Source organism: Microbulbifer maximicatervae (SeqCode) (assembly GCF_052467065.1).
The window spans coordinates 4,510,586-4,531,453 of the sequence record NZ_CP174299.1 but is presented as its reverse complement, the minus strand read 5'-3'; the positions used below and the strand labels follow the sequence as shown (position 1 = coordinate 4,531,453).

At 52.4% G+C, this 20,868-nt stretch carries 9 protein-coding genes; all 9 read left to right on the top strand.

The window, feature by feature from the left end:
- Positions 1 to 43: 43 nt before the first annotated feature.
- Positions 44 to 781, top strand: coding sequence for a thioesterase II family protein (locus tag ACJJI1_RS20055; protein WP_444913889.1), 738 nt, complete (start codon positions 44 to 46; stop codon positions 779 to 781).
- 317 nt (positions 782 to 1,098) lie between these two features.
- Entirely contained in the window at positions 1,099 to 1,428 is a 330-nt protein-coding gene (locus ACJJI1_RS20050; RefSeq protein WP_020415350.1) for an isochorismate lyase, read from the top strand.
- Entirely contained in the window at positions 1,425 to 2,840 is a 1,416-nt protein-coding gene (locus ACJJI1_RS20045) for an isochorismate synthase (protein WP_444957780.1), read from the top strand. Before ACJJI1_RS20050 ends, ACJJI1_RS20045 begins: the two co-directional genes overlap by 4 nt.
- A complete protein-coding gene (locus ACJJI1_RS20040; protein ID WP_444957779.1) occupies positions 2,818 to 9,441 on the top strand; it encodes a non-ribosomal peptide synthetase in 6,624 nt (2,207 codons plus the stop codon). Before ACJJI1_RS20045 ends, ACJJI1_RS20040 begins: the two co-directional genes overlap by 23 nt.
- Before the next feature lie 48 nt (positions 9,442 to 9,489).
- Entirely contained in the window at positions 9,490 to 15,075 is a 5,586-nt protein-coding gene (locus ACJJI1_RS20035) for a non-ribosomal peptide synthetase (protein ID WP_444957778.1), read from the top strand.
- A complete protein-coding gene (locus tag ACJJI1_RS20030; protein ID WP_444957777.1) occupies positions 15,076 to 16,869 on the top strand; it encodes an ABC transporter ATP-binding protein in 1,794 nt (597 codons plus the stop codon).
- On the top strand, positions 16,866 to 18,620 hold the full coding sequence (locus ACJJI1_RS20025; RefSeq protein ID WP_444957776.1) for an ABC transporter ATP-binding protein: 1,755 nt from the start codon (positions 16,866 to 16,868) through the stop codon (positions 18,618 to 18,620). Before ACJJI1_RS20030 ends, ACJJI1_RS20025 begins: the two co-directional genes overlap by 4 nt.
- Positions 18,617 to 19,717 carry a saccharopine dehydrogenase NADP-binding domain-containing protein gene (locus tag ACJJI1_RS20020; protein ID WP_444957775.1) on the top strand — a complete coding sequence of 367 codons (1,101 nt, stop codon included), beginning with the start codon at positions 18,617 to 18,619 and terminating at the stop codon, positions 19,715 to 19,717. Before ACJJI1_RS20025 ends, ACJJI1_RS20020 begins: the two co-directional genes overlap by 4 nt.
- On the top strand, positions 19,714 to 20,865 hold the full coding sequence (locus tag ACJJI1_RS20015) for a class I SAM-dependent methyltransferase (protein ID WP_444957774.1): 1,152 nt from the start codon (positions 19,714 to 19,716) through the stop codon (positions 20,863 to 20,865). Before ACJJI1_RS20020 ends, ACJJI1_RS20015 begins: the two co-directional genes overlap by 4 nt.
- The last annotated feature ends 3 nt before the right edge of the window (positions 20,866 to 20,868 follow it).

The window sequence follows — 20,868 nt, the reverse complement described above, 5'->3', positions numbered from 1 at the left end:
CAGTTAGTATTCACGGCTTCAAATTTCTTATTGAGATAAATCTATGTCCGGCGCTTGGCTACAAATCCCTCGCCCTCAACCTAAAGCGGCTATCCGACTTTTGTGTTTGCCTCATGCTGGTGGTACAGCATCACTTTACCGGCCCTGGGCGAAATTATTGCCAGATTCCATAGAATTGGTTCTCGTATGTTTGCCGGGTAGGGAGCAACGCTGTAATGAAGCTATGCCCGCAGATATGCAAACTTTAATTGCTTTGTTAAGTAGGGCTATCAAACCTGTCATCGATAAACCCTGGGCAGTATTTGGGCACAGTATGGGAGCTACAGTTGCTCATGAATTGGCTCTCTCCTTGTATCGCGAAAAATTGCACGGTCCTGAACACATATTTGTCTCTGCGCGCGAAGCGCCACAATTTCAAAAGAGTGGAAACATACACCAGTTAAGTGATGAATCTTTGTGCCAACAACTCATTGAGCTTGGCGGCACCTCTCCTGAATTATTGGAAATTCCTGAGTTAAGGGCTCTACTACTTCCTGCTATACGCCAGGATTATCGATTGATCGAAACCAGCAATATGTCCTCGGACCAACTTCTAGATTGCCCCATCACCGCGATGCTAGGACGGGATGATCCTGAGTTGAGTACCGTTGAAGCTCAGGGTTGGCAGCAGTGGACCAATGGTGAGTTCCAATTGAATGAATACGCAGGTAACCATTTTTATCTGTCAGATTGCCCCGATCTGGTGGTTGGCCATATTGTTCAGAAGCTCCGCTTGGCCTAACTGTATGTGAAGTTATGTTGGCCGTATAAAATATTTCTGTTTCTTGTAACGCTATCGAAATTAATTGTTGGGAGAATAGGGCTGTTGAGCGGCTCTATATTCTCCATTGTTCAATAGATGGCGGATCTCTACTTCGATTAATCCGGGATCGTTATTTTTAATGATGTTCGAATTATTTCTCTTTAGTAACAAGCAGCACACACTCTCTCCACCCTGACGCGCAAATCCAAAACAAACATCCCGTTGATTTCATAAATGATATGTTATAACGTTTCATTATTAATGGGAAGATGAACAGCTTAGGTGATGGAGTTTCTATGCAAGCAACGAAGCTACCAATGGAGTGTGAAAATCTGAATGAGATCCGCCAAGGTATCGATTCCATTGATCGAGAGATCATCAGGCTGTTGCAGCGGCGTATGGGGTATGTTTTGTCAGCAGCCCAGTTCAAGCCGGATGAAACGAGTATTCCTGCTCCAGACCGGGTTGCGGATATGTTGATTGACCGCCGTCGTTGGGCTGAGAAAGAACAACTTTCCGCAGATTATATAGAGCAGCTTTTTACCGGGATTATTCATTGGTTTATCAATCAACAAAAGCTGCATTGGCGCGCTGAGCGCGGCTTGCCCGTTGAGGAAGGTGTATGAAGGGCCGCTCTAAATATGCTGGCCTGGAAGCCTGTTTGCAGGAAGCCAAGTCCAGGGTAAGCCGGGGGCAGCCAGAGGTTCTGGCATCGTTTTCAACTCCATGTCATAGACGCAACCCAATAGGGTTGTTTGCCACCGGCTATCAGCATGAAAGATTCGCGTCTCTGTGGGGTGTGCCCTCTAGAGATGAATATGCTGTGACCTTTGGCTCTGCCTGTGAATTTAGTTGTGCCCCAGGGGAATCTTGGTCTGAAATCCAAGCCAATTGGCAAAAATTACTGTCCTCCGCTGTGGTAAGCGGGGGGCATCGGCCGGTTTTGTGTGGTGGGTTTGCTTTTGATAGCCAAAAAGATTCCTCATCCTTGTGGCAAGACTTTCCCGCAGGGGCGCTTACGTTGCCCGAGTTGGCCCTTTACTGTGAAGGGGGTCGCAGTTATCTGGTAATGAATTTTATCGTTACCGATCAAACAGAATGCAATCAGACTGCGGAGCGGATGAAGGCGCGGTGGCAGCATATTTTGTCTCGTAGCTCCGACCTTTCTGCGAATGACAATGTGTTTTCGGTGGAGTCTGATTTTAGCCAAAATTATGCAGGCCAAATAGCTTGGCAGCAGCGTGTAGTTGGTGCGGTCGAATCAATCAAGCGCAACGAGTTTCAAAAAGTAGTTCTCGCTCGTTCTGAATCACTGAGCGCGGATTGCTGCCCGGGAAGTATTCTCGGATATTTACAAGAATCTTACCCCGATGCCTATTTATTTGCCTTTTCCCGCGGAAAAAGTTGCTTTCTTGGGGCTTCGCCTGAGCGCTTAGCGGCTGGTAAAGACGGGCGTATTAGCACAGTGGCTTTGGCCGGTAGCGCACCTCGGGGAAAAGACCTGGCAACTGATTACAAATTGGGGATATCTCTGCTTGACAGCGAGAAGGACCGATTTGAACACGACCTGGTTGTCCAACATCTCCTTTCTATTTTGCGCAAATACTGCCACAACGTAGCGGAACCAGAACCGCCCCAACTCTGCAAATTAAAGCAAATTCAGCATTTGCTTACGCCGCTGGAAGGTTTTGTGAAAGATGGCGTAAATCTGTTGGATATCTTATCGGATTTACACCCAAGTGCTGCGGTGGGAGGCCTGCCGAGGAAAAAAGCACTGAAGTATATCCGTGAAAATGAAGGCCTGGATCGCGGTTGGTATGCCGGACCTGTTGGTTGGCTCAATGCCGAGGGGGAAGGGGAGTTTGCTGTTGCACTGCGTTCTGCACTTATTACTCCGGGCAAGGTAACGCTATTTGCCGGTTGCGGCCTGGTTGAGGCTTCCCTTCCTACCCACGAGTATCATGAAAGTTGCATCAAAATGCGTGTTATCCGAGACGCAATAAGGAGCGTATCTCTTGTCGCCGAAGCCGCAGAATAAATCAGAGCCAATCAGTCCGTCCAGTTTGTTAAAGGATTTAGTTTGTCAGTCTATTGATGCCGATATTAATGGCATTCATCCGCAGGCTGACTTAATTGCACTGGGGCTCAACTCAGTACAAATCATGAAGATAGCTGGTAAATTAAGGCAGAAAAAGATCAAAGTAAAATTTGCTGATCTTATTGCAGTGCCTCAATTGGAAGCCTGGCTTTCTCTACCTCAGTTGGCTACTGGAACTGAAGAAAGTACCAGTGAACATTTATCTGTGCCGGGAGCCTTTGATGAAGGCACTTCCTTTGATTTGGCACCGATGCAACATGCCTATTGGATTGGACGAGACCCGAATCAATATTTAGGGGGCGTTGCCGCACATTTTTATCATGAGTTTGATGGCCAGGATGTAGTACCTGATCGATTGGAACAGGCTGTGCGCTCCCTATTCGAGCGGCATGGGATGCTGCGTGTTCAAATCCTCGATGATGGTCGACAGCAGATTCCCGCAGAAGTGAGCTGGCCCGGTTTAAAGGTTCATGATTTCAGGCATCAGGTTGCCGCAGAAGCGGAGCAGAGTCTTATCGCTGTTAGGGAGCAACTCTCCCATCGGCAGCTGGATATATCGCAGGGCGAGGTTTTTGATGTACAGCTCTCATTGTTACCTGCGGAATTAAAAGCTGGCGGCACACGCCTACATATTAATCTGGATATGGTAGCTGCAGATGCCTTTAGTCTGCGCGTGTTATTGAATGACTTGGCCAAGCTCTACCTGGAACCAGAGCAGTCTCTGGTTCCGTTGAATTACAGTTATCCGCGCTACCAGGCCGACCGCAGCGCTCTTCACTCAAAGGAAGGGCGGCAGGCTGAGAAGCTGCGGGCTAAGGCGCACTGGCAGGATCGCCTGGCAGATTTGCCCGGCGCTCCTCAATTACCCACTGCAATAGGTATTGAGTCTAAGGACACTCGTCGCGTTGTTCGTCGCCACTATAGTCTGTCTGCTGATCGGAAAAACCAGCTAGCGGAATTTGCGAGTCGTCACCGTATTACTTTATCCATGACCCTGGCAGCGGCGCTTGCGGAAGTGCTTACGATCTATAGCGAAGAGTCAGATTTCCTGCTGAATCTCCCCCTGTTCGACCGGGAATCCCTGCACCGGGATGTCAACTCTCTGGTAGGAGACTTTACTTCTTCGATCTTGCTTGCCTGGCAGGGCAGCCAGAGTGGAACCTTTGTTGAGCGTGCACAGCGTTTACAACACAACTTCCGTCAGGATGTAGCGCACGGGAGTTATTCCGGCGTAGAGGTGCTGCGTGACCTCAGCAGGCAACAGGGACAAACGGTGTTTGCGCCGGTTGTCTTTACCAGTGCGCTTGGGTTGGGAGAATTATTTGGCGAGTCAGTTCGCAGTGCCTTTGGAGATGTCAATTGGATTATTTCCCAAGGGCCACAGGTTTGGCTGGACGTACAAGTTATGGAGCTAAAAGGCGGCCTGTCCGTGAATTGGGATGCGCGGGAAGCCGCTTTTGCGCCCGGTGTCCTGGATGGCATGTTTGTAGCCTTTACGCAGCTCCTGGAGCGCCTGATCGACAACCCACAATTCTGGGACCAGCCAATACCTTCACTACTGCCAGCTGAGCAAAAGCAGCAACGCCAGCGGGTAAATTCCACGGCTAAAAAAATTCACTCCCACCAATTACACGAGCAGTTTTTTAACAATGCTGAAAGCCGCCCGGAAGCCGTGGCTTTGTATTGGAACGATGAGCAAATTAGCTATGGGGACTTGGCCCACAGTGCCCTGGCAATGGCAGCTTACCTGCAACTTCAGGGGGTTGAGCCCGGTGATATGGTCGGGATTTTATTGCCCAAGGGCCTGGAGCAGATTATTGCCGTTCTTGGGGTAATGGCCGCTGGAGCGGCTTACCTGCCGCTGGGAATAGACCAGCCACCGCTTCGCAGGGAGCGTGTGCTCAAGCTTGCCAGGGCCAAGCTGGTTATTGATGACTTGTCTGTGCTCTCGGGTGTTGCCCCTTTATCCCGGCCCGTAGTGGGTGAGACAAAGGATCTCGCTTATACCATTTTTACCTCTGGCTCTACCGGTGAGCCCAAGGGAGTTGAAATTAGCCACGGAAGTGCCTGGAACACCATAGCGGACATTAACGAGCGCTTTTCTGTTAACGAAAGTGATCGTGTGCTCGCAGTATCAGCCTTGGATTTTGACCTATCCGTTTACGATATTTTTGGGCTGCTGTCCGCAGGTGGTGCACTGGTATTGGTTGAAGAGGAATCCCGGCGGGATGCAGAGCGCTGGCACCAGCTGGTGTGTCAACATAACGTTACTGTTTGGAATACAGTACCGGCCCTTTTGGATATGCTATTAACCACCGGTGGTGATACTCCAGCGGGAGAGCTGCGCCTGGTATTAAATTCCGGAGACTGGATCAGCCTGGACCTGCCGGAAAGGTTAAAACGTGTAAATCCGGGTTGCCGCTTTATCGCTTTGGGTGGGGCCACCGAGGCTTCTATCTGGTCCAACAATTTTGAAGTAAAAGAAGTCGATCCCTCTTGGAGATCCATCCCCTATGGTTACCCCTTAGCCAACCAGCAATTCAGAGTGGTGGATTCCCTGGGCCGAGATTGCCCTGACTGGGTGATAGGGGAGTTGTGGATCGGTGGTGCGGGCGTTGCCCTTGGATACCGAGGTGCTGCTGAAATCACCGCAGCACGTTTTGTAACAGACGGAGGCGAACGTTGGTATCGTACCGGAGATCTGGGCCGCTACTGGCCAAATGGTTGCCTGGAATTTTTGGGCCGCGCCGATAACCAGATCAAAGTGCGTGGACACCGTATCGAACTCGGCGAGATTGAAGCCGCGCTGACTGCGCACAATGCGATTGCGCAAGCGGTCGCTCTGCTGACCCAGCGAGGTGTGGTGGCGGTTGTAGTTCCAGAGCCCAAAGTGGCGAAATCCAGCACCGCTTCAGAAAAGTGCTTTGTTGATTTGCAGCAATTGCAGGAACCCTTGAGCGACTTGCGGGAATTCCTGACCCGGCGATTGACCAGCGCCATGCTGCCCAGTGAGCTTTGCTGTCTCGCTGAAATACCCCTTACGGCCAATGGCAAAATTGATCGCGGCGGTTTACAGCAGTTTGCCGATGAATCCATAGCGCAACATCAGGCAAAGCAGAACCCGCCGCGAGGTAAATTAGAGCAGCAGGTGGCTGCCGTCTGGTGCAAATTCCTCGATGTTGATGATATAGCACGGGATGATAATTTCTTCGCACTTGGGGGTGACTCCCTTTTGGCAACCCGTGTTGTGCGAGACCTGCGCGAGTCTGGCTTCGTAGGTGTCACACTGTCGGAATTATTTAGCCAGCCCAGCCTGGCCGACTTTGCTGCGACATTAGTTCAAGATCCAACTGAGAACCCACAGCCAAACAAAGGCACTACCGAAATTGTTGCTACACCCTGGCAATCGGATAAGGCCAATCGGTACGCCGCTTTTGAACCTACCGATGTTCAGCGGGCCTATTGGCTGGGAAGGGACCCGGAATTTGTTTTGGGTGGCATCGGTTGTCATTTTTATCGCGAATACGACGTTGTTGGTCTCGATCTGGAGCGCTTGGAATCTGCGCTAAACACGATGATTGCCCGCCATGAAATGCTGCGGGCTGTATTCGACAGCGAAGGTCGACAGCGCGTCCTTGCCGATGTGCCGAGATTTTCCATTGATGTTACAGACGTAGACAGCGATCCAACTTCTGCTTTTGCGCAACTGCGACAGGAGTGCGCGGAGCAGGTGTTTGAGCCCAGCAGCTGGCCACTGTTTGATGTCCGTGCAGTGCGCTGTGAGCGCAATACCCGATTGGCTATCGGTTTGGACAATTTGATTCTCGATGCCTTCAGTATTCTGCTGTTTTATCGTGAGCTAAATATCCTCTATCAGAGCCCTGAAACTCATCTACCTTCTATCGAACTCTCTTTCCGCGATTATGTGCGCAATATACTGCCGCAAACTATCGCCGTATTTGATAGTGATCTTGTCGAAGGTCCCCTGGCTGCCGCAAAAACATTTTGGCAGCATAAATTATCGGAGCTGCCTCCCGCGCCCCAGCTGCCCATTGTGCGGGAGCCGGCATCCATTGAGCGCCCGCACTTTGTGCGTCATCAACAGCATATTGATAAAGGGACCTGGCAAAACCTGGTTGCGCGCGCGGCTGAGCAGGGAATTACGCCATCAAGTCTGCTTCTAACCGCTTTTGCCGAAGTGCTTAGTCGTTGGAGCAGTCGCCCTGACCTGAGCCTGAATCTTACCTTGTTCGATCGCCGTGAAGTTCACCCGGATATCTATCGAGTGATGGGGGATTTCACCTCCTTGACCCTGGTGGGTTACCGGCCAGAGGCCGGTGACAGCTGGTTGGTGAGAGCGAAAAAAATACAAGGGGAAGTTGGCGCGGCCCTGGAACATCGCGATATTTCCAGTGTTAGCTTGATGCGGGAATTAGCCCGCCGACAGAGCGACGCGGAAGCCACAATGCCCGTGGTCTTCACCAGTGCACTGGGTATTCCCGGTGGCACAGCGGCGCCGGAGGATGGGCCTCTGCGGGAACCCATCTGGGCCCTGACACAAACGCCGCAAGTCTGGTTGGATCACCAGGTGGTCGAAGTCGAGGGAGGCGTTTTCTTAAATTGGGATGTGGTCGAAGCGCTTTTCCCTGAGGGGATGTGCGCGGAAATGTTCCAGGCCTATATCGGCTTACTCCAATGGGCGGGTGACGCTGAATGGGATTCCACACCGCCTGATTTATTACCCAAGGCTCAACGGGAACTGAGAACCCAGCTTGAAAAGCGTACCGCAATTGACCCAACGGATAATTTGTCGCAGCGATTTTTCCAGCGGGCAAAAGCAAATCCCGACAATATCGCCTTATATTGGGGAGACGATAATTCTCTGAGTTATGGCGTTCTGGCAGAACGTGCTTTGCGCATCGCTGCCTGGTTATTGGAAAGCCAGGTTTCACCTGCCGAGGTGGTGGCCGTTAACCTGCCGAAAGGACCCGACCAGATTGCCGCTGTTTTGGGCGTACTCGCAGCGGGAGCCACTTATTTACCTGTCGGTATCGATCAACCGCAGGCGAGGCGTGAGTCAATGTTGCGCCGTGCCGATGTAAAAGTGGTACTCGACCAAAGTGCAATTCAACAGGCCGAACAGTTCGCTCCTATAGATGAGCCTATTGCAACAGAAGCTGAGCAACTGGCTTATATCATTTTCACTTCCGGCTCCACAGGTGAACCCAAGGGCGTCGAAATTAGTCATGGTGCCGCCTGGAATACCATTGCGGATATCAACGAACGTTTCTCTGTTGATGAAAATGATCGTGTACTGGCCATTTCAGCCCTGGATTTTGACCTCTCTGTTTACGATATTTTCGGACTGCTATCGGTCGGTGGTGCGCTGGTATTGATTGAAGAAGAGGACCGACGGGATGCCGAGCGCTGGCATCAATGGGTATGTCACTACGGCGTCACCATCTGGAATACGGTACCGGCACTACTGGATATGTTACTCACTGTCGGTGCCGGTACACCGCCTGGCAATTTGCGTTTGGTATTAAATTCCGGCGATTGGATTGGCCTGGATTTACCCCAGCGCTTAAAACAAATACAGCCCGATTGCCGTTTTATCGCACTGGGTGGTGCCACTGAAGCTTCTATTTGGTCCAACAGTTTTGAAGTAAAAGAAGTTGACCCAAGCTGGCATTCGATTCCCTATGGATACCCACTGGCCAACCAGCAATTTAGGGTGGTGGATACCCAAGGGCGCGATTGCCCTGACTGGGTTACAGGTGAACTGTGGATTGGCGGTGACGGAGTCGCCATGGGCTATCGCGCAGCACCAGAGTTAACCGAAACGCGCTTTGTCACTGTCAATGGTGAGCGCTGGTATCGTACAGGGGATCTTGGGCGCTATTGGCCGAATGCCTGCCTGGAATTTTTGGGACGTGCCGATAGCCAGATCAAAGTGCGTGGCCATCGTATTGAGTTGGGTGAAATCGAAAGCGTACTTACTCGCCAAGTGTTTGTGCAGCAGGCCCTGGTGCTGGTTAATGCACAAAAGTTGGTTGCTGCCGTTGTGCTCGGGCCCCAGTGCCCAACAGATTTTAATACTGACGACCTACGGGAATACCTTCGCTCCCAGCTGCCTTCTTATATGGTCCCGGATTTCGTTGTGACTTTGCCGGAAATGCCCCTGAGTGCAAATGGCAAAGTGGATCGCGCTTTGGTTTTAAAGCAGGTAAATGCAGCAGAAAAACCGGAAAAACAAAAAGCCCCTGAACTGGTAACAGACAACGAACGCTTGGTGGCGCAGATTTGGCAGGAGCTTCTCAGCTTGCCAAAGATTAACCGCGATCAAAGTTTCTTCGAACTCGGTGGCGATAGTTTATTGGCGACACGCTTTATTGACCGCCTAAAACAGCAGCACCGTTTGCTCCTTCCCCTCAGACGTTTATTTGCCTCTCCGAGACTGGCAGATGTTGCCGGTGCCCTAAGCACAATGGAACCGCCAGTGGATATTGATGCGGATATGGTGGAAGAGGGCGTGATATGAATTTGATAAGTAAATTATTTTTCAGCGATTGGACGGAGTTTTAACCCCATGACGGCTATGGAACTGATCGACGAACTACAAGGGCTTGGGGTTGAACTTTGGACCGAGTCTGAACAATTGCGTTTCCGCGCAGCCAAAGGCCTGCTGACCGAGCAGCACAAGCAAAGGTTACGGGAGCATAAGTTACAAATTATTGAAATATTAAACGCTGCTCAATCAGGCGCTGGCAATGACTCTGGTTTGGGGGTGGTGGTCGAGGCCGACACAGAAAATCGGCATGAGCCTTTCCCTTTAACCGATGTACAGACTGCCTATTTGTTGGGGCGGCAAAATGCATTTGGCTATGGTGGCGTTGCCTGTCACGGTTACCTGGAGCTGGAATATCCCGGATTAAACCCAAAAGGTTTGCAGGAAGCCTGGAACCAGCTGATTGAGCGTCACCCTATGTTGAGGGCGGTTATTGAGCAGGAGGGATATCAGCGGGTCCTCCAGGAAGTGCCGCACTACCAGATGATCAGTCAGGACCTCACCGGCATGGATGAGGAAGCCCTGGAGCTCGCCCTTAAATCGGTGAGAGATGAACTGGACCACCGTGTGTACACCATTGGTGAGTGGCCGATGTTCGAGCTGCGCCATACCCGCACGGATAAAGGACATATCGTACATTTCTCTATGGATGCACTGATCGCAGACTGGGCCAGTGCGGGCATACTGTTCAGCGAGCTTGATACTCTGCTAGCGAATCCCGGTGCCTCCCTACCTGCACTGGAAATTGATTTTCGCGATTACCTACTGGCCGAACGGAGTCTACTGGACAGCCAAGGCTACCAAAACGATCGTCGCTATTGGTTGGACCGCCTCGATCAACTGCCGGCAGCACCTGAGCTACCGGTATTGCCGCCAGCCTCAGAAGCGGAATCTGTGCGCTTTAATCGCCATCACTACCGCCTGGATATTACCCATTGGCAGAAACTGAAGCAGCGAGCCGGTGCTGCTGGACTGACCGCATCAGTTGCCGTACTGGCTGCCTACGCCGCGGTATTGCAGCGTTGGAGTCGTCAGCCACGCTTCAGCCTGAGTCTTACATTATTGAATCGATTGCCCTTACACCCTCAGGTTAACCAGCTGATTGGTGATTTTACTTCGGTCAGTGTGTTGGCGATTGGTGATTCCAATGGAAAAACCTTTCGCGATTGGGCGGCAGGCATTGGCGAACAGTTGTTCAGTGATATTGATCACCGCTTGTTCTCCGGTGTGGAAGTACTGCGGGAAATGTCACGTGCGCGAGGACCCGAGGCCGCATTGATGCCGGTGGTATTTACCAGTGCTATTGGTCTGGGAGATACCGAAAAACCCGCTAGCGGTAGAAAGTCCGGCAGGGGAATTACCCAGACACCGCAAGTCACCCTGGATTGCCAGGTAAGGGACGATGCCGATGGTCTGGAAATTAACTGGGACGTGCGCCAGGGTGTTTTTCCATCGGGCCTGGTGGAGGATATGTTCGCGGTCTTTACCGGCTTATTGAATGAGCTTGCCGCTGGCGGCGACGGGCAATGGCTTAGTAAATCTCCAGTTTCTTTACCCGAGTGGCAGCAACAGGAGAGGCATCAGGTCAATCAAACCGATGGACCAGTTCCTTCAGAGTTATTGCACCAGGGCGTATTTGCCCAGGCAGCGGCAACACCGGAAGCTACTGCCATTATTGATAGCAATGGCAGTGTGAGTTATGGGGATCTAGCGAAAAAAGCGGCGGGTATCGCCAAATCGCTGAGAAAAGAAGGTTTCCAGCTGGGTGGTCGCGTAGCCATTGCAATGCCCAAAGGGCGAGAGCAGATAGCGGCGACCCTCGGTGTGCTCCTGGCTGGTGGTATCTATTTGCCACTGGACGCGGCACAACCGGAAATACGCCTCAATAAATTGTTGCTCAGTGCAGAGGCGGAATATGTCCTGACACTCAGTGACCTCGCCAACCAAATTAAGTGGCCGTCAGAAGTGCAGGTGATCAGTGTCGATAGCCTAGCTCCTGAAACTGAAATTCCGGTGGCCAGCAACGGCGACCCGGAGCAGCTCGCTTACGTTATCTATACGTCCGGTTCTACCGGCGATCCCAAAGGGGTGATGATTAATCATCGGGCCGCTTTGAATACGGTGCTGGATATTAATCGCCGTTTCGAGGTGGGCTCGAGCGATCGTATCTTGGGTTTGGCTCAACTCAGTTTTGATTTGTCGGTCTACGATATTTTCGGCCCCTTGGCAGTGGGTGCGACTTTGGTATTGACCGATCCGGCCCGTGGCGCAGACCCTTCGCACTGGGCGGAGGTCATGGATGAGCACCGGGTGACATTGTGGAACTCTGTTCCTGCGCAGTTACAAATGCTGGCTACCTATTTGGATACAGAACCTCGTCCATTGTCTGAGTGGCGATTGGCAATGCTGTCAGGAGACTGGATTCCGGTTACTTTACCGGAACATATCAGGCGCCATGTGCCAGCACTCGACCTGATCGGTATGGGTGGGGCTACAGAAGCTGCGATTTGGTCCAATTATCACCGTATTGATCGGGTCGACTCTGCTTGGACCAGTATTCCCTATGGCGTGCCGCTGACGAACCAGGGCTTCAGGGTATTGGATAGCCAATTGCGCGATGCCCCTGTTTGGGTAGCGGGTGAGCTGATGATTACTGGCCTCGGATTGGCCGATGGTTATCTCGGTGATGCGGCGCTCTCTGAACAGAAGTTCTTTTCTCATCCGGTGGATGGCCAGCGCCTTTATCGCACTGGTGACTTGGGCCGCTATTTACCCGGTGGTGAACTCGAGTTCCTGGGCCGTGAAGACGGACAGGTAAAAATTCGCGGACACCGTATTGAGCTGGGAGAAGTGGAGTCTGCATTGCTGGCCCACCCCGCAGTGTCAACAGCGGCGACGGTGATTGAAAAGAAAGAGGGAGACTCGCGAGCGGATTTAAATCTGTTGGGTTTTGTGGAAAGCCGTCGCTTAGATGATGCAGAACCGGCGACTATTGATCCCGAGCTGGTAAATTCAGTGCGTCAGTTTGCGCACTATCAGGCTGGTGAGCCAGAAGCTGTCAGTGTCGGCGATTATGTGCAGGCACTTGAAAATGCATCCCTGTTATCGATGCTTCACGGTCTGGTGGAATTAGGGGCGTTTACAAATTGTGAGCAGGGATATAGTTCAGAAGAAGTTCTCTCCTTAGCCAAAGTACATGAAAAGCATCACTGGTTAGTGCGTCGTTGGTTGGACCTTCTCGTTAACGCAAAGCTGCTCAGCTTATCCACTGCCAGCTCCAGTACTGAGGAAAAATACACGCGAACCCAAGAAATTGATGCTTCCGCTGTTGATGCTGTGTGGAAGCGAGTTGAGCAGGGGATTGAAAGCGGTTTTTGTAATCGGGAATTCCTGCAATATCACCGGGATCATATCGAGTTATTACCCCAGTTATTATCGAATCAACAAAACCCATTTGAATTGTTGTTCCCCCAGGGCGACCAGCAGGTGGCTTTGGCTCTCTATCGGGATGATCTTATTGCCCGCTATAACAATGCCGCCGCTGCCGCATTAATTAACCGTATTGCCGCCCAGAGCGATAGAGGGTTAAGGGTTCTTGAGCTGGGTGCGGGCACAGGGGCTACCAGTGCTTCTGTTATTCCCATGTTGGATGGATATGACGTCGATTATCTATTCACTGACATGACCGCATTTTTCCTGACTGAGGCTCGCCGCCAATTTAAAGAGTGGCCTTGGGTACGCTTTGGATTAATGGATCTCAATACCGACTATCGCGCCCAGGGTTTGGCTCCTAATAGCGCAGATGTCATTTTATGTGCAGGTATGCTCAACAGCACCCGAGATCCAGGGGCGGCTATTGCCAGTGTTGTGGAGTTACTGGCACCCGGAGGCTGGTTAATCCTGACTGAGCCAACGGTGGATCACGCCCATATCTTACTCACCCAGGGCTTTATGATGGACCCGGCGGGTGATGATCGCGCTTGTGGTGCGACCAAGTTCCTTTCTATCGGGAAATGGCAGTCGCTGTTGAAAGCCAATGGAGCCGGACAGATTCTTTCCCTGCCTGAAGATGACCATCCTTTGTCTGCCTTCGGCATGAATCTACTGGCCGCGCAGATGAAAACTGACAGACAGGATTTGAGTGCCAGGACACTGCGGGACTTTTTAGCGAATCGGTTGCCCGCACATATGGTGCCCGCACATTTGCAAGTTCTCGATCAGCTACCGCTCACCGCTAATGGCAAGATCGATCGCAAAAAGCTGGCTGGTTGGCGTCCAGCAACGGGGGATACGCAAGAGGCTGCGAACTCAGAGCAAATGGACCCACTGGAAACTGCCCTGTGCAAACTCTGGGCGAATGCGTTGGGTCTCGATAATGTCGGCCGCCAGGATAGCTTTTTCGATCTCGGTGGTGATTCGCTGATTATGGCGCGGGTTGCAGGGCGATTGCTGGAAGAAATTCCGGAAGCGAAACCTTTCACTTACGACGCTTTGTTGCGACACATGCTCAACGGACCAACGGTTGCTGCATTGGCCAGAGCCCTGAGAGTTGAGCCGGATGCTGTTGCCGAGGGGCAGGAAGATACTGAGAGCGACACTTTGGTTGCCACTACCCGCGAGGGCAGCAATTCCTTGATGGTTCCTTTCAGTCATATAGGCGAGGGTAAAGGGGCATCCAAAGAAGGGGCGCCGGTACGGATTATGTTCCATGCAGCCCTGGGTACCCTGGATTATTTCCAGCACTTGGGCAAAGCGCTTGCGGCTCAAGATCTGGGTCCAGTATTTGGGATTGCGGTAGCGAATACGGAAGAGTATTTGTCGATCGATGCAAAAGAATTAATCGAGCGCACCGCCGACGATTACGCCCAGCGAATAATTGACGAGGGCTACCAGCGCTGCCAGTTAATTGGTTACTGCCTGGGTGGTCTGCTGGCGACGGAAGTTTCGCGGAGATTGCTGGAGTGCGGGGTCGATGTGATTGACCTGAGCCTGATCGACAGTATCCCAATGTTTGTCGATACCGATGAAGAGCTGGCTTTCGAAGCGATTTTTGCCCCCAACCTAAATCTCGATCCAGTAAAAGCGGTATTTGGTGAGCATATCGAGAGCGAAGATATTTCCCGCGCGATCGAGACCTTAATGCAGAAACACAGCGGTCGTGTTCCCGCCGGTGCAATGGCAGAACTCGATGGTGATGCTGGGCTTAAAGCGGTAGCCGAAGCCGTGCGACAACGCTCTGAACTCACCCAGGAACAGCGCCTGGCCAGTTATACCGAAATGGCCTCTGCCCAGGCGGGTGTGCCGGTCGAAGCCGCGATGATACCGGGGCTTTTCCGGGTGTGCCGACACAGTATGCGCGCCGCCTGTTTTGACCTTCCTCCCTATATTGGCGATATGACGTATTTGCGCTGCCAGGAAGAGCAATCCTTCGGTGTCACCGCCGGCGTAGGGCATATGGCTGCGCCTTATTGGCAGGAAGTTTGTCTGGGTGATTTTGAGTTAATCGATGTGCCGGGCAATCACTTTAGCGTTATGGAACCGCCGCAGGTTGCCACCGTCGTCGAGCATTTGGCAAAACCACTACAACGCGGTAAAGCGGACAAATAGATGGCTGAGCAAATTTTGCCAAAGTCCGACCTGCGGGAACTGATGCGTCCATTTCGTGGCCTCGTGGGGCTGGGGGTGGCGCTCGGTGCTTGTGGTGCGCTCACTTCGCTGATCCCTTTTATCGGTATCGTTGAGTTGGCTCGCCTGCTCCTTGCGCCGGATATCAGTGATATTGCCGAGGCGATTATTCCTGTTGTGTTGGCGATAGTTGCCGGGCTGGCGATGGGCTGGATTTGCACCGTAATCGGTTTGTGGTTAACCCATATTGCGGATCAGCGTATGCAGGCGGAACTGCGGCGGGCCCTGGTGCGGAAATTGGGACAGGTGCCCCTGGGTTGGTACAGCGAGCACACTTCCGGGGCGGTGCGCAAAGCGGTACAAGACGACCTCGATGATCTTCACCATATGATTGCGCACCATCAGGTGGAGTTGGCCGCTGCGTTTGTACTGCCACTGGCGGGCCTGGGTTACTTAACCTGGCTCGACTGGCGCTTGGCCCTGTTAGCGGTAGTTACCCTGCCAATTTACCTCGTGTCCTACGCCTGGATGATGCGTGGTTTCGGGGAAAAAATGCAGCAGCTGGATAAGGACTTTGGCCGGGTCAGTGCTGCGATTGTTGAATTTGTCCACGGCATTGCAGTGGTCAAGGTTTTCTCCCAAACCGGTCGCGCCCACAGAAATTACCAACAGGCCGTGGAAGATTTTAGTCGCCGTTATACAAGCTGGGTTACACCGCTTGTCCGTTTGGAGGCCGTGACGTCTCTGGCCTTGTCGGTGCCCGTCATTATGTTGGTGAGTCTGGCCGGAGGCGCTTGGCTGGTGGTGAATACAGGCATTCAGCCGATTGATGTTCTCGCAACAACGCTGATCGCTGTGATGATTCCCCAGACGATTCTCACCTTGAGTCAGGGGCTGACCGCCCAGCAAAAAGCCAAAGCTGCCGCAGGCAGGATCGATCAATTATTGGAGGTTGAGCCTCTGGCTGTTACCTCTGAACCCAAAGAGCCCAAAGATGCAGGGCTGCTCTTTAAGCAGGTCAGCTTTGTCTATACCCAGGATCGGCCGGTATTAAGCGATATTACTTTGCGCTGTCACCCCGGCTCGATCACAGCTTTGGTGGGGAGCTCCGGTGCCGGGAAATCCACCCTGGCCAAACTAGTTCCCCGTTTTTATGACGTGGCCCAAGGTGCTGTGCTTCTGGGAGACGTCGATGTCCGTGATATAGATCCGGACAATTTATATCGACATGTTGGCTTTGTACTTCAAGAGACCCAGCTATTGGGTGGCACTGTGGCAGATAACCTGCGCCTTGGGCGCCCGGATGCCAGTGACCAGGAGTTGGTAGATGCAGCGCGCAGTGCCTGCATCCATGAAAAAATTTTAAGTTTCCCCCAAGGTTACCAGGCGGTTATTGGCAAGGATGCCTTTTTTTCTGGTGGAGAAGCGCAGCGTTTAAGTATCGCGCGGACGCTTTTAGCAGATGCCCCTGTGTTGATTTTGGATGAGGCCACAGCTCACGCCGATCCGGAATCCGAAGCCCAAATTCAGCAGGCATTGTCCTGCCTGGTGCGCAATCGCACGGTACTGGTGATTGCCCATAAGCTGCACACCATCACCGAAGTCGATCAGATTGCGGTCCTGGACGGCGGCCGCTTGGTTGAATGCGGAAGTCACCGACAACTGTTGGCTGAGAGCAAGCACTACGCGGAACTATGGCGTTTGTACAACAGTGCTGAACAAAACGAAGAAGCAATGAATGGTGGGGCTCAGGTTATTAGCGGGGTCTCATCATGATTCGTAGTTTGCTTGCCATTCTCGGACCCGCGCATCGCCGTGAAGTTGGCACTTATACAGTATGGCTTCTCGCCTATGGCGTGTTGCAGGGAATCGCGGTGACGCTTCTGGTACCTCTGCTCAGCGCACTGTTGGCATCTGAGATGGAGGCGGTTGGGTATTGGTTGCTTTCCCTGTTATCGGTAGTTGTGATTGCTTGTATTGCCCGTTACCAGCAAACCGTAAAAGGGGCTGCACTGGCCATCCTGGTATTGAAAACCCTGCACAATCGCTTGGGTGAACACCTCTCTCAACTTCCCCTCGGTTGGTTCAGTGCAGAAAAAGTCGGTCGTTTGTCCCGCAGCGCAACCGGGGGCACCTTGATGGTGACTAACGTTTTTGCCCACCTGTTGCCCCCTGTTGTCAGCGGTGTTGTCACTCCGCTGACAGTGGGGGTGGCAATGTTGTGGTTTGACTGGCGACTGGGGCTGACCGCTTTGTTGTTTGTGCCCTTGATTTATATTGGCCATCGCTGGTCCGCCCAGTGGATCGGCGCCATGGAAACGGAAGTGGATGCTGCCGGTGCTCGCGCCAGTAGCCGGGTGGTGGAGTTTGCCCGCAACCAAGCGGTACTCAGGTCTTTTGGCAAAAATGTCAGCGGTTATCTCCCACTGGAAGAGGCGATTGCCGGGCAAAGCGGAGCGGCGGGTTCCATGTTGCGGCAGACCTTCCCCCGCTTGTTTGCCGGTGGATTTATGGTGCAACTCGCCTTTGCCGCAGTGATTGCCGTGGGTGTTTGGCTCACGCTCAATCAACAACTTCCCCCTATTGAATTGGTGGCTTTGCTAGCTTTGGCGGCCAGATTTACCGGTCCTCTGGCGGAACTCGCCGGGCGCAGTGGTCTGCTGCGCATGGCCGGTAATGATTTGCACAGACTGGCCGCTATCTTTTTTGAGCAGTCGCTACCTGAGCCATCCAGATCTCAGCCTTTTACCGAGCAGGGTGGGTTGGTTGAATTTTCAAATGTGAATTTTAGCTACGAGTTGGGGCAACCGGTATTGAAGGATCTTTCCTTTAGGGTTTCTCCGGGTACCACTACAGCGATAGTCGGTGCATCAGGCTCGGGTAAAACCACCATCACTCGTTTGTTATTGCGTTTTTTTGATACCGACCAGGGCCAGGTAAAAGTGGGCGGGGTGGATGTGCGGCAACTGCGCACAGAAGACCTGATGCGGCAGATCTCTATCGTTATGCAGGATGTGTATCTGTTCAGCGACACCCTGGAAGCGAATATTCGATTGAGTCACCCCGAAGCCAGTCAGGAAGCCCTGGAACGTGTGGCGAAACTGGCTGGAGTAGACGAGATTATTGAGCGCTTGCCCCAGGGATGGCAGACGCAGGTAGGTGAGGGGGGCGCTGCACTTTCTGGTGGCGAACGCCAGCGGGTTTCTATCGCCCGTGCCCTATTAAAAGCTGCACCTATTGTTGTGCTGGATGAAGCAACAGCAGCACTCGATCCGCGCAATGAAAAGTACCTGAACAGTTCCCTGCAGCAATTAAAACAAGGGTCCACTGTCATTGTGATCGCCCATCAATTATCCACCGTTATGAACGCGGATCAAATAATCGTACTTGAAGAAGGTGCGGTGGCTGAAGTTGGCAATCACCGCAAGTTGTTATCACAGCAGGGTCTGTATGCACATTTTTGGCAACAGCGCAGTCAAGCTACTGGCTGGCGTTTGGTTGAGTCCGATATGGAGGTAAGCCTATGACAATTGCGATTTTAGGTGGTTATGGCGATGTGGGTGCAGCGGTTACCGGTTATTTACAGTCCCTCGAGTTGGGTGCTATGCGTATCGGTGGTCGCAACGCACATAAACAGCCGCTATCCAGTGATTCGGTAATTTCTTATCAGACGGTGGACTACCTGGATGCAGCCTCACTGGATCAGTTTGTATCTGGCTGCGAGGTTCTGATCAATTGTGCAGGACCTTCACATTTAATTGGCGACAGGGTTGCCAAAGTTGCGGCACAAGTGGGAGCAGCCTATATCGATGTTGCTGGCGATGAAGCTCTCTATAAGCAACTCGATGGATCCTATTACCAGAGCCATGGTCTGACCGCAGTTTTATCAGCCGGCTTACAGCCGGGGCTCAGTAGTCTGCTACCACGCTGGCTGGCAGAGCAGGAGTTTTCACAGGTAGAGAGCCTGATCAGCTATTTCGGCTTGCGCGATCGGTTTACCGATGTCGCTGCCGATGATTATTTGCAAGGCGCCAATGAACAGCACAGCAAGCCCTTGGCGGCCTGGCGCAATGGACGCCGGGTGAGTGGAATATTGAAACGCCGTTCCGATGTCGAGCTGCCGTTTTTTCCTGAATCTACCACTGTGCTTCCGTATTTAAATAGCGAGGGCGAGCGCCTAGCTCAGGATTTATCCCTCTCTGATGGTGATTGGTATAACGCGGTTAGCGGCTCTTATATTTTATCCGCCTTTAATACTACCCATGGTTTTAGCCGCGACGAAGCGCGGGCAGCACTGTGTCGGGCCAGTGCGCTGGATCTGGCGGGGCGCGATCCTTATGTGCTGATGCTTTTGCAACTTACCGGTAAATACAACGAGCAAGAGCGCACTCGCACAGCCGCGTTGCGGGGCACTGGCAATGCAGATCTAACAGCAGCGGTAGCCGCAGTCACCACTATGGCTGTACTTCGCGATGAAATCCCACCGGGTTGTCATTACTGCGCCCAAGTATTGCCGCCGGCATTGGCGATGGAACGCATGTCGAAGATTGGGGCATTGAGTTTTTTAACCACCCTGGAAACAAGTATTGAAGATATGGTGTGCCTTGAGGAGGGAGCCATTTGAAAAACCTAACACCTCCACCCGCCGATACCGCCCATGAGGCTGGGCTGGCAGCTTTACCCGCTGAGCTTGCTACAGACAGTGGTTTGGCAAAACTGCCGGCTGCAATGCAGAGGCTTGAGTTTATCAGCCTGCGGACGATTATGGAGTTATTTTCCTCCAGCGGAGTGCTGATTCCAGAGAGTGTTGGGCGCGGCAGTGAGGAAATTATTAATACGCTGGGTGCCGCTTCCCGACACCATTGGCTGGTTCGCCGCTGGCTGGTGGCCTTGGTTGAACGAGAGTTTTTGAGGCTCAGTAATGGCAACTACTCCTGGGAGCAAATTCCTGAGAGTGCAGTCGGAGCAGATAAATTACCGGAGGCCTACAGTGCGCTGGGATTCCCCCCTGAAATGGCCGAGTCACATCAAAAGCTCCTGACGCATTTGTCTGAACTGGTGCGGGATCAAGTCTCCATTAATCAATTGCTGTTCGAGAATGGAGAAATACTAACGGCACTGGCCGCCTACCAGAACAACTGGTTTACGACGTATCTCAATTATGCCGCAGCGTACATCGTAAAACAGGCCGTCAAGCCAGGGCCTATGCTGAGAGTGCTTGAATTGGGGGGAGGTGCAGGCCTAACCACTTCGGCAATTTTAGATACTTTAGCCGGAAGGCCGGTTAATTATCGCTTTACCGATGTATCGCCAGTATTTACCACTGCGGCACAGAAAAAATTTCGCAATCACATCGGTTTGCGTTGCAGCCTGCTCGATATCAATGTCGATTTTTCTGCGCAGTCAATTGCGCCGGCAAGTACCGATATCGTTGTGGCTGGCAATGTTTTGCACAACGCTGCTCATATTGGTCAAACGCTACAGCGTATTCGCAGGTCGCTTGTCCCTGGTGGCTGGCTATTGTTTAGCGAATCCACTCGGGATAACCACGCCATGTTAACGGCAATGCAGTTTCTGCTTTCCCCTGCTGAATCCGGGACTCTTTTGGGCAGTGAAGATCGGCGAGGGGGCTCGGATCAGGTATTTATTGATAGCGCAGCCTGGCAGGAAGAGCTGGTTAGCGCTGGCTTTGAGATTAAGTATTTCCTGGCACCCTCGACATCGTCGCTATCAGTAGCGGGCCAAACCTTATTTGTTGCAAGGGCTGTTTAAGGG